This is a genomic window from Jannaschia sp. 2305UL9-9, assembly GCF_041403465.1.
In the GTDB taxonomy this organism is placed as follows: Bacteria; Pseudomonadota; Alphaproteobacteria; order Rhodobacterales; family Rhodobacteraceae; genus Jannaschia.
Genome location: NZ_JBGEHM010000002.1, coordinates 775,740 through 789,360, shown reverse-complemented (window position 1 = coordinate 789,360; position 13,621 = coordinate 775,740). Strand labels below are relative to the sequence as shown.

Genomic DNA, 13,621 nt, shown 5'->3' with positions numbered 1-13,621 from the left:
GAAAGGCGCGCAAAAGATCTGCGCGCCCGGTTCGGTTCAGTTCAGCTCGGCATCCCGACGCGCGTTGACTGCCTCTTCGGCGGTGGCAATCGCGGCACGGAAGTTTTCCAGCATCTCCTCGCCACCATCCACGTTCGCCGCGAACCAGTCATAGACGGGCGCCGCCGCATCCTGGAACGCCTGCTTCTGCTCGGGGGTCGGCACATAGAGGTTGCCGCCACCGGCCACGAACTCCTCGTAGGCGCTGATCGACTTGCGCTTGGGGCTGGCGAAGGTCGCCTGTTGCAACGCACTGAACCCGTCGACGATGACGCGCTTCATGTCGTCGTCCATCTCCTGGAACTTCTGGTTGTTCATGACCCAGACGGCCGCCATGTAGGCATGCCCGTCCAGCGTGACATATTGCAGGCCCGCATCCGGGAACTTCATGCCCATGATGTCGGTGATGCCGTTCTTCGACCCTTCGACCACGCCCGTCTGGAACGAGGTGAACAGCTCCGGCCACGGGATCGGCGTCGGCGAGGCGCCGAGCGCACGCACCAGTTCCTGAGGCAGGTCGGCCACCACGGTGCGGATCTTCAGACCCTCCATGTCGGACGGCTCCTTGATCGGGCGGACGGTGTTGGCGAAGTTGCGCCAGCCGCCGGTGTTGCCGATGGTCATGATGCGGATCGTGTCGCCCGAATCCTCCAGCGCGGCTGCGCGCAGCTGCGACACCAGCGGCGTGGCGGTCAGCACCTCTTCCGCGATGCGGTCGTCGGCCATCAGGTAGGGCAGGTCGAAGATCTGCACATAGGGGAAGATGCCTGCGGCCCCGCCCGACGTGGTCACGAAGACGTCGATCGACCCGTCGGCCACGCCCTGCAGACATTCGGCGCCGTTGCCGCACAACTGCGTGCCGATGAACAGCTCGACCGTGATCGCCCCGTTCGACGCGTTCTCGACGTAGTTCTTGAAGACCACGAGGCCGTCATAATCCTCGTCATTCTCGTTGGAATTGGCGGTTGCGCGGATGTTGATCGCATGCCCGTCGGCGGCTGCGACGCTGGGCAGCGCGACAGCCGCGGCCAGCGCGGCGGAGGTCAGCAGTGACTTGAGTTTCATTTGGTCTCTCTCCCTATTGGACCGGTGTTTCAAAGGAACCCGAAGAACCGCGGCAGGGCCAGCGATATCGCGGGCACGTAGGTGATCAGGAAGATCACCGCGATCTCGACCGCTAGGAACGGCAGGATCGCACGGGCGATGGTCTCGACCCGTTCCCCCGACACGCTGGAGGCGACGAACAGCACCAGCCCCATGGGCGGCGTGGCCAGGCCCACGGTCAGGTTCACGGACATGATGATGGCGAAATGCACCGGGTCCACGCCCAGCGAAGTGAAGATCGGCCCGAGGATCGGCCCGAGGATGATGATCGCCGGCCCCGCGTCGAGGAACATGCCCACGATGAACAGCAAGAGGTTGATCAACAGCAGCAGGACCAGCGGATTGGACGACAGCGACAGGATCAGCTCGGCCAAAGCCTCCGGCGCATGGGACAGGGCCACCACCGTCTTGAACGCCAGCGCCGCCCCCACCAGCAACAGCACGACGGCCGAGATCAGCGCCGCCTTGCCCAGCACGTCCGGCAGGTCGCGCCACGACATCTCCCGCAGGATGAACAGCGACACGACCGCCGCGTAGGCCACGGCCACCGCCGAGGCTTCGGTCGGGGTGAAGATACCGCCGAGGATGCCGCCCAGAATGATCACCGGCGTCAGCAGCGGAAAGAACGCCTTGAGCGACGCGCGCCCCTTCTCGGGCCATGTCGCGCGGCGCTTCAGCTCCGGAAAGCCACCGGGGTTGCGGCGGGCCATCACGTTGGTCACCGTCATCAGGCCCGCGCCCACCAGCACGCCGGGCAGGATCCCCGCAAGGAACAGCGCGGCGACCGACTGCTCCATCACGTAGGCGTAGATGATCATGATCCCCGAAGGCGGAATGATCGGCCCGATGACCGAGGACGCGGCCGTCACGGCGGCGGCGAAGCGGCGGGTATAGCCCTCCTTCTCCATCGCCGGGATCAACATGGAGCCGAGCGCCGAGGTGTCGGCCACCGCAGACCCCGAAAGCCCCGCGAACAGCATCGACGACAGGATGTTCACCTGCGCCAGCCCGGCGCGGAAATGCCCGACCAGCGCCTGGCTGAACTCGACCAGCCGCATGGTGATGCCGCCCCGGTTCATCATCTCTCCGGCCAGCATGAAGAACGGGATCGCCATCAGCGGAAAGCTGTCCATCCCGTTGTAGGTATTGCGATACAGCAGCACGAAATCAGAGGCATCGCCATTCAGCCACAGGATGACCCCCGGCGCCGCCAACAGCGCGAAGAACACCGGCAGGCCGACCATCAGCAACAACAGGAACAGGGGCAGGAACCAGACCAGCATCCTATTCGGCCCCGACGGTCGCGGTATACGGGATCACCGGCAGGTCATCGCCCCGCCCGGCCAGCACCGCCAACTGGCGCAGGATCAGCTCGACCATGACCGAGGTCATCATGATCACCCCCACCAGAAGGGACGCCATCATCCAGCTGCGCGGCATCTTCACCCAGCCGTCGCCCGTCGGATAATAGAGCGAGGACGACTTGAACCGGCCCGAAAAGCCGGTGACCTCGGACCAGCCGATCTGCACCGCGACGACGAGGACGGACAAGGACAGCACCATCAGGATCAGGGTCAGCACCCCGCCGATCTGCCGCGGCAGGGCCAGCTGGATCATGTCGATCGCCACGAACCCCCCGCGCCGCAACGCGGTCGGCGCCACCACCATCAGCCACAGCATCAGGAACCGCGCCGCCTCCTCGGGCCAGGGCAACGGGTTCGACAGGACATAGCGCCAGAACACCTGCACGAGGATGAAGACGACCATCAACGCCATGCACAGGATGCCAATGCCGCGCCCAAGGGTCAGCACGGGTGCATTGATCCGTCCGAGCAGCGTCGCTGCCGTCACAAGCCAGGCCATGGTCCCCTCCCTCGCGCGCGCAATGTCAGGTCAAAAGCATGACTTTCGGAATGCGAGCGCGCTGGTTTCGATCTGGTCGCAACCAAAATGACCTGTCAAGGCTGATTTACCCCTTGTTCATGACGGTGCGATGACCAATTCAACCCCGCAGGAGGAGCAGAGCGGCGCGACCCAAGCGGGCGCAGAGGCGTCTGTCACAAGGGTATGAACATCCGAAAGGGTGCCGAAACACACGGGGGCGTTGCGGCTGAACTTGCTGCCGTCCACCGCCAGGATGACGTGGCGCGCATGGGCGATCATTGCGCGGCACACCTGCACCTCGGCCATGTCGTAGTCCAGAAGGACCCCGTCCTCCGACACGGCGGCGGCCCCGATCACCGCATGATCGGGACGGAACTGCCGGATGTAGTCGACGGCCTCGCCCCCGAGGATCGCGCCATCGCCGGGGCGCACGGGCCCGCCAGGGACGATCACCTCAAGACCCTGAAAAGACCGTAATTCAGCAGCGACATCGACGTTGTCCACGATCACCCGCAGGTTATGTGCGGCCGCAAGCATGCGCGCCGCGCGCAATGTCGTCGTGCCCGCGTTCAGGAACATGGCCCCACGCTGCGGCAGGCGGGCGGCGACGGCCGCCCCGATCGCGCGCTTGGCCGCCACGGCCTCCGTCTCCCGCTCGGCCGGGGTGGAATAGGCGCTGTCCCCGACAAGGGTCGCGCCGCCGTGAAACCGCACGACATGGTGCAGGGCGGACAGGACCTGCAGATCCTTGCGGATGGTCTGGGGCGACGTGGCGAACCGATCCGCCAGGTCGTCGACGCGCACGCGCGACGTCGCCTCGATCAGCGTCAGTATCTTTTGCTGGCGCTGCGTCAGCATGCCGGCCCTCCCCCTCCGGGGGCAGGCTGTCAGCATTTCGAAAGAAACGAAAGTGTTTCGTTCGCCGTGGTTCGTTTCAGGCGTCACGCAATCGGGGGGTGCGGCCCCCTCCTTTGGCCTGAAATGCCTCGGCGGGGTCAGCTGCGTGCCGGAAACGCGACGGGCGGGGGCAGTGCCCCGTCCGTCGTCAGCGCAGGCGCGCTTCGGTCCGGGGATCGAACAACATCACGCGCCTGTCCTCGATCGTCAGGCCAACGCGATCGCCTTCCGAGGACCGCAAATCGCCACGCTCCTCGACGATCAGCTTTTCACCCGTCGCCGACGACAGGTAGGCATAGGACACACCGCCCAGCGCTTCGGTCAGATCCACGGTCAGCGCATCGCCCGCCCCGACGACAAGATGCTCGGGGCGCAAGCCCACGATGACGTCGGAACCTTCGGAGGGCAACGTGACAGCGGGTGCCACCGTCAACCCCAGCGCGGGCACCTCGACCGCCCCGCCGCGGACGACCCCGGTCAGGAAGTTCATGGACGGCGATCCGATGAAACCCGCGACGAACCGGTTGTCCGGATCACGATACAGATCGAGCGGCGCGCCGACCTGTTCGATACGCCCGTCGCGCAGGACGACGATCTTGTCGGCCATGGTCATCGCCTCGACCTGATCGTGGGTGACGTAGATCATGGTCGCGCCGATTTCCTTGTGCAGGCGCGCGATCTCCACCCGCATCTCGACGCGCAGTTCCGCGTCGAGGTTCGACAACGGCTCATCGAACAGGAAGACCTCCGGCCCGCGCACGATGGCCCGCCCGATGGCGACCCGCTGCCGCTGACCGCCCGACAGGGCGGCTGGCTTGCGTTTGAGATAGGTGTCGAGCTTGAGGATGCGCGACGCCTCGGCGACCTTTTCCGTGATTTCCGCCTTGGGGTGGCCGTTCATCTTCAGGCCGAACCCCATGTTTTCCGCCACCGTCATGTGCGGGTAGAGCGCGTAGGTCTGAAACACCATTGCCACGCCGCGCTGTGACGGGTCCTCGCGCGTCACGTCCCGGTCGCCGATTGTGATCTGCCCGCCGGTCGTCTCCTCCAGCCCTGCGATCATGCGCAACAGGGTGGACTTGCCGCAGCCCGAGGGGCCGACGAAGACACAGAATTCGCCCTCTTCGATCCCAAGGTCGATGCCATGGATCACCTGCACGTCGCCATACCGCTTGATGACGTTCGAAAGCTCTACGCCTGCCATGTTCTGTCCTTCTACCCCGGGGTGTGCTGTTTATCCGGAAAGCGCCAGTCGCGCAGATCTCCGGCGATCTTGGTGACCGCATCCTGCAGATGCGGCAGATGTCGCATCATCTCGTCCAGCGACCCGCGTGCGGTGGAGGACGTGACCGAAACGGCGCCTTGAACGCGGCCGCCCTGCGACAGGATCGGCATGGCGATGCAATGGATGCCGGGTTCATGTTCCTGCCGGTCGAGGGCATGGCCGGTGCGACGGATGTCCTCCAGCTCCGCGCGCATCGCCTCGGGCGAGGTCAGCGTCGTGTCGGTGAACCGGTGCCAGCTTTGCTGGGCAAGGATGGGGTCGAGGTCCGCTTCCGGCAGCCATGCCAGCATCGCCTTGCCGACGCCGGTGCAATAGGCCGGGCCGACCTTTCCGGCATCCGAATACATCGGCAACGGCGCCTCGGCATTGCGCTTGTCGACATACAGCACCTGCGCGCCGTCGAGCTGAGCCAGGTGGACCGTCTCGCCCACCGCCCGGCTGAGCGCATCGAGGTGATCACGCGCGATTGGCGCAAGGCTGGATTGCGCCCATGCCGCATGGGCCATCCGGACGAGGCGCATGCCGGGCGCATAGGTTCCGCGGTCCGGCTCGAAGATCAGCATGCCCTGATTGGTCAGCGTCTGCAGCAGGCGATACAGGGTCGCCTTGGGAAAGGGCGCGGCCTCCAGCAGTTCCGCAAAGCGGACCGGCCGACCATGGGCGGCGACCCTGTCGAGCACGTCCAACGCCTTGCCGACGGTCCCGTCGCTTCCTTCCCGCTGCATGTTCAAATGAGCCTCCCCGTCTCAAATGCCTTGTTGACAGGATAGGCGGAAAAAGAGACAGTTTTCAATATAAGAAACTCGGTTTCATTATTTGGAACTTTAGGGCCACAGAGTCCGAGTTTCCCTGGACGCAACTGGGAGGTAATCATGCGATCCATTCTGACGGCTCTTGCCGCCACCACCATCATGACGGGCGCGGCGTTCGCCGACGGTCACGCCCTGTCCGGCGATCTGAAGATCGTGTCCGACATGTCCAATCCTGCCCCCCGCGCGGTGATGGAGGGTCTTGTCGCCGATTTCGGCGCGATGCACCCGGACCTGTCGATCGAACTTGAGGTCGTGGACCGTGAGGCCTGGAAGACCCAGATCCGCAACTCCCTGACGGCGAACCCGCCCGACGTCATCAACTGGTACGCGGCCAACCGCATGGGGCCCTATGTCAACGCGGGCCTGCTGGAAGACGTGTCCGACGTCTGGGCCGAGATCGAGGGCCTCGACGCCGTCAAGGGCGCGCTGACCATCGACGACAAGCAGTGGGGCGTGCCCTATACCTACTACCAGTGGGGCATCTACTACCGCGAGGACATCTTCGCCGAATACGGTCTGACCGAGCCGACGACCTGGGAAGAGGAAAAGGCCAACTGCCAGGTCCTGCTCGACAACGGCGTCAAGTGCTACACCATCGGCACCAAGTTCCTTTGGACCGCGGGCGGCTGGTTCGACTACATGAACATGCGCACCAACGGCTTCGACTTCCACATGGCATTGGCCCAGGGCGAAGTGGAATGGACGGACGAGCGTGTGCGTCAGACCTTCGCCAACTGGCGCGAGCTGATCGACATGGGCGCCTTCATCGACGACCATCAGAACTATAGCTGGCAGGAGGCGCTGCCCTTCATGCTCAACGGCGAAGCGGCGGCCTACCTGATGGGCAACTTCGCCGTGGCCCCGCTGCGCGAAGGTGGCCTGTCCGACGATCAGCTGGACTTCTACCAGTTCCCCGTCATCAACCCGGACGTCGAAATGGGCGAAGACGCCCCGACCGACACCTTCCACATCCCGGCGGGTGCCACCAACAAGGACGCCGCACGCGAGTTCCTCAAGTTCGTCGTCTCGGCGGACGTGCAGACCAAGATCAACGCGGGCGACGCCCTCGGCCAGCTTCCGGTCAACGCCAACTCCTCGGTGGATGACGACGAGTTCCTGAACCAGGGCTTCGAGATGCTGTCCGAGAATGCGACCGGCGGCATCGCGCAGTTCTTCGACCGGGATTTCCCGGCCGAGATGGCCGCCGCCGGCATGGAAGGCCTGCAGGAATTCATGGTCTTCCCCGACAACCTCGAGGACATCCTGCAGCGTCTGGAACAGACCCGGCAGCGCGTCTACGCCAACTGATCGGGACGGCGGGGTTAACCCCGCCCTACCATCTACCGACCCCCGCCCTTCCGTCGGGCGGGGGTCACCCCGCCGCCGCCCTCACCCCGACCCATCCGCATGGCCCCGCCATCCGCATGTGCCGGATCAGGAGACCCCGACATGACCCGCCTTTTCGCCGCCCTCTGCGCCCTTTTGCTGGCCACGCCCCTCCTGGCACAGGACGTGCGCGGCACCTGCGTCGACGGCTCCCTTTGGTGGGGCAGCGGCACAGAGGCCGCGCTCGGCCCCTGCGACGCACCGCAGGAGGGGTTCTTCCGCCTCATCTGCACGGCGGCCGGTCCCGAACTGCGCGTCATCAGCGCCTATCCCATCGCCGCCGATCAACGCGGCACAGTCGATCTGTCCGTCGACGGCCGCACCTGGCGGCTGGAGGGGCGGGGCGCCCCCGACGCCCGCACCGGGGTGATGGCCCTGCACGGCGTCACCGTCCCGGCGGAGGTCATCTCCGCACTGGCCGGGGGCAACACCGCGCGCTTCGACATGCCGACCGAGACACGCCCCATTCATCTGACCGGGTCGGGCGCAGCGCTCGCCGCCCTGACCTGCTAACCGAAAAACAGACGAATCCATTTTTTATGCCGCGGAAACGCTTGGGGAGAACGCAAATGATTGAGGCAGGTCCGCCCACAAACATCCGAAACATGCGTTTGATATGTGAGACGGAGATTGCCCCCATGACCGGCTCCGAAATGTCTGATTCAGCCCGCGAAAGTTTTCTTGAAAGCGTTCAAATGGGGATTGCCATAGCTGAAAAGGCATTGAACCTTTTTGAGCGCTACACAGATCTACCCGCCGAAAATGATGGCGCCGATGATCTACTCCACGAGGCTCATTTGCATCGCGATTACTTTGAAAGCCTTCAACAACATTTGAAGTTTGGCCTACCAATGCCGGAGGCATCCGCATGACCGCATCCCCCGCCCTGCCGCAAAGCAGCATCCGGCCCGACACCCGCAGCTGGTATCGCCGCAACGAGATCCGGGTCACGCCGTGGCTGTTCCTTGCACCGGGCCTGCTGTTCTTTGCGGTCTATGTCATCATCCCGATCTTCCAGTCGTTCAACATCTCGCTCTACCGCTGGGACGGGCTGGGCGAGGCGACCTATATCGGCCTTGGCAACTACCGCGAGCTGGCCACGGACCGCGCGTTCGAGATCAGCTTCTGGAACAACGCCAAATGGCTGCTGCTGTATCTGCTGGCCATTCCCCTCGGGCTGGCCATCGCGCTGTTCCTCAACCAGACGGTCACGGGCATCCGCCTGTATAAATCGCTGTTCTTCTTTCCCTTCGTCATCAGCCAAGTCGTCGTCGGCCTCGTGTTCTCGTGGTTCTACCTGCCGCGCGAGGGCCTGCTGAACGCCTTTCTGGCCCTTTTCGGCGCGGGTCCGATCAATATCCTCGGCGACCCGGACATGGCGACCTATGGCATCATCGCCGCGGGCCTCTGGCCGCAGACGGCCTATTGCATGATCCTCTACCTCACCGGCCTGAACGCGGTGGATCCCGAACAGGTAGAGGCCGCGCGCCTCGATGGCGCCAAGGGCCACAAGATGCTGTGGTACGTCATCATCCCGCAGCTGAAACCGGCCACCTTCATCGCCTTCGTGGTCACCATCATCGGCGCCCTGCGCTCCTTCGACCTGATCTCGATCATGACGAACGGCGGGCCCTTCGGCTCCACCCGCGTGCTGTCTTTCTACATGTTCGAGAAGGCGTTGGCCGAATTCGGCTTCCGCATGGGGTATGGTGCTGCCATCGCGGTGGTCCTGTTCCTGATCATGCTGTGCTTCATCGCCTACTTCCTGTGGTCGATGTACCGCGAAGAACGGGTGGGCCGATGACCCGCGCCGAGTTCGACAGCCTTTGCGCACCCCACCCCGGCGCCGTCCTGTCCGGCCCGGGCGAGCTGGATGCGTGGAAGATTGGCGGCAAGATGTTCGCCTGTTTCGGGCACGTCGACACCCGCGCCGACAACACCGACCACGTCGTCGTGCGGGTCACCGACACGGAAACCGCCCGGATGCTGATCGAGACAGCCGCCGCCGGCAAACCCGCCTATTTCCGCGGCGCCTGGGTCCGGCTTGACCTGGCCAACCTTGACACGGACGAGGCGGCCCACCGCATCGCCGTCAGCTATGACACCATCCGCAAGGGCCTGACGAAGAAGGTCCAGGCCACCCTTCCCCGGACCACGCGAGAGGCGCTCTGAGATGTTCCCGACCCCGATCGCCAAGACCTCCCGCCAGTGGCAGCTGACCTATCAGGCCATCCTGCCCATCGCGCTGATCCTGTGGCTGCTGCCGCTGATCGCCGTGATGGTGTTCTCGATCAGGCCCGACAGCGATTTCACCAACGGCAACTACTGGGGCATGCCATCGTCGTTCAACCTGCTGGAAAACTACGGCAAGGTGTTTTTCGAAAGCGACATGCCACGCTATCTGCTGAACTCGCTGTTCATCACCATCCCGACGGTGATCGGCACGGTGGCCCTGTCCTGCATGACCGGCTTTGCCCTCGGCATCTACAAGTTCAAGGGCAACCTTCTGATCTTCTTCATGTTCATCGCGGGCAACTTCGTGCCCTTCCAGATCCTGATGGTGCCGGTGCGCGACCTGACGATCTCCATGAACCTCTATGACACGAAGACCGGCCTGATCCTGTTCCACATCGCGTTCCAGACGGGGTTCTGCACCCTGTTCATGCGCAACTTCATCCGCGCCCTGCCCTATCCCCTGATCGAGGCGGCGCGGGTCGAGGGCGTTGCCGAATGGCGCATCTTCTGGTTCGTGGTCCTGCCCCTGATGAAGCCCGCCATCGCCGCATTGGCCGTGCTGATCTTCACCTTCATCTGGAACGATTACTTCTGGGCCATCGTCCTGACCCAGGGCCCCGACAGCCAGCCGGTCACGGCAGGCATCACGGCCTTCAACTCGCAATACCGTGCTGCTTATCACCTGATGAGCGCGGGCAGCATCGTCGCCGCCCTGCCGCCCGTCGCCATGTTCTTCCTGATGCAGAAACACTTCATCGCGGGCCTGACCCTCGGCGCCGTGAAGTAACCCGAACCGCAAGACCCGGAACGCCCGCCATGCCCCACGACCGAATTTCCGACACGCCCGCCGCGTCGGCCCTGCCCCTTGGCAAAACCACCGCCCCCGTCGCCGCCGCGTCGCGCACCTGGCGGCTGGACGACGCCCACCCCGACACCGGCGCGCGTCAGACGATGGTGCTGGCCGCGACCGGCGACCGGCTGCCGCAGGTCGTCTATTGGGGCGCGCCCCTGCCGATGGGCGCCGACCTCGACACACTGCACGCGGCCCATGCCATCGACGTGACGGGCGGGATGCTCGACGCCAACCCGGACCTCAGCCTCTGCCCCGAGGCGGTCCGCTCCTTCCCCGGCCAGCCGGGCCTGATCCTGCGCGACGGGGATGGCACGCCGCTGCTGCCCAAATTCTGCTATGCGGGTGAAGACACCTCCGACGGCCTGTCGCTGACCTATGCGGATGACGCGGCGGGCCTGACGCTGACGTTCCTGCTGCGGCCCGATCCCTCGACGCGCATCATCACCGCCAAGACGGTGCTGACCGCGACGCGCCCCGTGCACCTGCACTGGCTGGCCGCCCCGGTCCTGCCCGCACCGCAGCAATCGGCCGAGATGATCGACGTCTCGGGCCGCTGGTGCGGCGAATTCCAGCTCAACCGCACCGCATGGTCCCCCGGAATCCGCACGCGCGAAAACCGCACGGGCCGCACGGGCCACGAACATTTTCCCGGCCTGCTGATCCCCTGCTTCGGCGCTACCAATACCCAAGGCGAGGCCTATGGCTTCCACTACGGCTGGTCCGGCGGTCACCGCATGGTCGCCGAGGAATTGCCCGACGGACGGCGACAGGTGCAATGGGGCCACGTCGGCCGGTCTGAACAATCGCCGGGCACCCGCTTCGAATCCGCCACGCTTTATGCGACCTATTCCCAGACGGGCCTGAACGGCTGCGCGACGTCGTTCCAACGCCACGTCCGCGACCGCATCGTCACATGGCCGAAACCGGACACGCCGCGCCCCGTCCACTACAATTGTTGGGAGGCGGTCTATTTCGACCACAAGTTGCCTGTCCTGACCGACATTGCCACCCGCGCCGCCGAACTGGGCGCCGAACGCTTCGTCCTCGACGACGGCTGGTTCGGTATGCGCGACGACGACACGCGCTCCCTGTCGGACTGGACGGTGGATGCGCGCAAGTATCCAGACGGCCTCGGCCCCCTGATCGACCATGTCCATGCACAGGGCATGACCTTCGGCATCTGGTTCGAGCCGGAGATGATCAACCCCGACAGCGATATCCACCGCGCCCACCCCGACTGGGCCCTCGGGTCCGAAGATCAGACATTGGGCCGACAGCAGAAGGCCCTGAACATGGCCCTGCCCGAGGTGCGCGATTTCATCTACGACCGCATGGCCGCGATCCTGTCGGCCCATGACGTCGATTACATCAAGTGGGATCACAACCGCGTCCTGCCGATGCCCGACGCGGATCAGACCCGCGGCTCCTACGCGCTGATCGACCGGCTGCGCGCCGACTTTCCGGGGGTGGAAATCGAAAGCTGCGCCTCCGGCGGGGGGCGCATCGATTTCGGCATCCTGGGGCGCACACAACGCGTCTGGCTGTCCGACAGCAACGACGCGCTGGAACGGCTGCGCATCCAGCACGACGCCGCGCTGTTCCTGCCCCTCGCCGTCACCGGCAGCCACGTCGGCCCCCGCCGCTGCCACACGTCGGGGCGCACCATCGACATCTCCATGCGCGCCTGGGTCGCCGCCCAGCGCCACATGGGGTTCGAGATGGACCCCCGCGAACTGACGGATCATGAGGCGGCGGTCCTGACCGAAGTGACCGCCTGGTGGAAGCGGAACCGCGACTGGATGCACCACGCCGACATTCACCTGCTGGACAGCCCGGACCCCGCCGTCCTCGCCGAGCAGCAACAGGCGCGCGACGGCTCCCGCTTCGTGGTCTTCGCCGGCAAAGCGGCGACCTCCGCCCAGATCAGCCCCCGCACCTTGCGCTTCACCTCGCTGGAGCCGGACGCAACCTACCGCGTGGAGTTGATCAACCGCGACACCGCACCGGGTCTGAGCCGTGGCACCCCGATCCTCAAGACCGGGCCGATCGAGGTTTCGGGCGCATGGCTGATGCATCAGGGCGTCACGCTGCCGTGGCACTTCCCGGAAACGATGTGGGTGCTGGAAGGGACGCGCCTGTGATCCCGCCCGCGCACATATCGACAGGCGCGGTCGCCCCTTCCTCTGGCCGAAAATACATCGGGGGGCGCCGTCAGGCGCGGGGGCAGCGCCCCCTCCCCGCCCCCACACGGGCGCACCGATCATCGGCATTTCGCCCCCGACCATGCATGGATCGCGTATGACGCAGATCACCCCCCCGTCACCCCTCGATCACCCCTCAAATATGCAGGGCCTGCCCATGACCTCTCCCACCTATCCCGACCTTGAAAACGCATCCGTCTTCATCACCGGCGGCGGCTCCGGCATCGGCGCCGCGCTGACCGAAGGGTTTCTGCGTCAGGGCGCCAAAGTCGCCTTCATCGGCCGCTCCGACGCCACCGCCTTCGTCGACCGGATGGAGGCCGAAACCGGCAACCGCCCCCTGTTCATCCAGGGCGACATCACCGACATCTCCGCCCTGCGCGCCGCCATGGACCGCGCCGAACAGGCGCACGGCCCGATCACCCGCCTCGTCAACAACGCGGCCAACGATCAGCGGCACAAGACATTGGACGTAGACGAAAAATTCTGGGACTGGTCCCAGTCGATCAACCTCAAGGCCTACTTCTTCGCCTGCCAGCACGCGATCCGTCAGATGCAACAGGCGGGCGAGGGCCACATCGTCAACTTCTCCTCGATCAGCTACATGATGGGGAACGCAGGCTACCCGGCCTACACTGCCGCGAACGGCGCGATCACCGCCATGACGCGCAGCCTTGCGCGCGAATTCGGCCCCGACCGCATCCGCGTCAACGCGCTGGCCCCCGGCTGGGTGCTGACGGCCAAGCAACTGGAGCAATGGGCCGATCCCGACAGCCTGGCCGCGCATCTGGATCGTGCCTGCCTCAAGGATCACCTCGCCCCACAAGACATTGTCAATCCTACGCTTTTCCTGTCCTCGACCGCGTCGAAAATGATGACCGGACAGGCCATGGTGGTGGATGGCGGTGTCGTGGTAACAGGCTGA

14 protein-coding genes are annotated in these 13,621 nt (G+C 65.1%); 8 read left to right on the top strand and 6 right to left on the bottom strand.

Features of this window, described 5'->3' with window-relative positions; genetic code table 11:
• Window positions 1-36: 36 nt before the first annotated feature.
• The 6 genes from dctP to V6N07_RS11770 all read right to left on the bottom strand — a co-directional run bounded on the left by dctP (window position 37) and on the right by V6N07_RS11770 (window position 5,934).
• Entirely contained in the window at window positions 37-1,104 is a 1,068-nt protein-coding gene (dctP, locus tag V6N07_RS11795; protein ID WP_371156501.1) for a TRAP transporter substrate-binding protein DctP, read from the bottom strand.
• 29 nt (window positions 1,105-1,133) lie between these two features.
• Window positions 1,134-2,426, bottom strand: coding sequence for a TRAP transporter large permease (locus tag V6N07_RS11790; RefSeq protein ID WP_371156500.1), 1,293 nt, complete (start codon window positions 2,424-2,426; stop codon window positions 1,134-1,136).
• Between the two features lies 1 nt (window position 2,427).
• Window positions 2,428-3,006 carry a TRAP transporter small permease gene (locus tag V6N07_RS11785; protein ID WP_371156499.1) on the bottom strand — a complete coding sequence of 193 codons (579 nt, stop codon included), beginning with the start codon at window positions 3,004-3,006 and terminating at the stop codon, window positions 2,428-2,430.
• 117 nt (window positions 3,007-3,123) lie between these two features.
• On the bottom strand, window positions 3,124-3,885 hold the full coding sequence (locus V6N07_RS11780) for a DeoR/GlpR family DNA-binding transcription regulator (RefSeq protein WP_371156498.1): 762 nt from the start codon (window positions 3,883-3,885) through the stop codon (window positions 3,124-3,126).
• 187 nt (window positions 3,886-4,072) lie between these two features.
• Window positions 4,073-5,128, bottom strand: a complete 1,056-nt coding sequence (locus V6N07_RS11775) for an ABC transporter ATP-binding protein (protein ID WP_371156497.1) — start codon at window positions 5,126-5,128, stop codon at window positions 4,073-4,075.
• 11 nt (window positions 5,129-5,139) lie between these two features.
• Entirely contained in the window at window positions 5,140-5,934 is a 795-nt protein-coding gene (locus tag V6N07_RS11770; RefSeq protein ID WP_371156496.1) for an IclR family transcriptional regulator, read from the bottom strand.
• Between the two features lie 147 nt (window positions 5,935-6,081).
• On the opposite strand from V6N07_RS11770, the gene V6N07_RS11765 reads away from it, so the two are divergent.
• The 8 genes from V6N07_RS11765 (at window position 6,082) to V6N07_RS11730 (ending at window position 13,621) form a co-directional block, all read left to right on the top strand.
• Complete coding sequence (locus V6N07_RS11765) at window positions 6,082-7,329, top strand: ABC transporter substrate-binding protein (RefSeq protein WP_371156495.1); 1,248 nt, start codon at window positions 6,082-6,084, stop codon at window positions 7,327-7,329.
• 141 nt (window positions 7,330-7,470) lie between these two features.
• Window positions 7,471-7,920 (top strand): hypothetical protein, encoded by a 450-nt coding sequence (locus tag V6N07_RS11760; RefSeq protein ID WP_371156494.1) that lies wholly within the window; start codon window positions 7,471-7,473, stop codon window positions 7,918-7,920.
• A 125-nt stretch (window positions 7,921-8,045) separates the two neighbouring features.
• Window positions 8,046-8,279 (top strand): hypothetical protein, encoded by a 234-nt coding sequence (locus V6N07_RS11755; RefSeq protein ID WP_371156493.1) that lies wholly within the window; start codon window positions 8,046-8,048, stop codon window positions 8,277-8,279.
• Window positions 8,276-9,211: a carbohydrate ABC transporter permease gene (locus V6N07_RS11750; protein ID WP_371156492.1), complete on the top strand. Its 936-nt coding sequence runs from the start codon at window positions 8,276-8,278 to the stop codon at window positions 9,209-9,211. The genes V6N07_RS11755 and V6N07_RS11750 overlap by 4 nt, the downstream gene beginning before the upstream one ends.
• Window positions 9,208-9,579, top strand: a complete 372-nt coding sequence (locus V6N07_RS11745) for an MmcQ/YjbR family DNA-binding protein (RefSeq protein WP_371156491.1) — start codon at window positions 9,208-9,210, stop codon at window positions 9,577-9,579. The genes V6N07_RS11750 and V6N07_RS11745 overlap by 4 nt, the downstream gene beginning before the upstream one ends.
• A gap of 1 nt (window position 9,580) precedes the next feature.
• On the top strand, window positions 9,581-10,429 hold the full coding sequence (locus V6N07_RS11740) for a carbohydrate ABC transporter permease (RefSeq protein WP_371156490.1): 849 nt from the start codon (window positions 9,581-9,583) through the stop codon (window positions 10,427-10,429).
• Between the two features lie 164 nt (window positions 10,430-10,593).
• Entirely contained in the window at window positions 10,594-12,636 is a 2,043-nt protein-coding gene (locus V6N07_RS11735) for an alpha-galactosidase (RefSeq protein WP_371156815.1), read from the top strand.
• 202 nt (window positions 12,637-12,838) lie between these two features.
• The gene (locus V6N07_RS11730; protein ID WP_371156489.1) at window positions 12,839-13,621 is read left to right on the top strand and encodes an SDR family NAD(P)-dependent oxidoreductase; all 783 of its coding nucleotides are present in this window, start codon (window positions 12,839-12,841) and stop codon (window positions 13,619-13,621) included.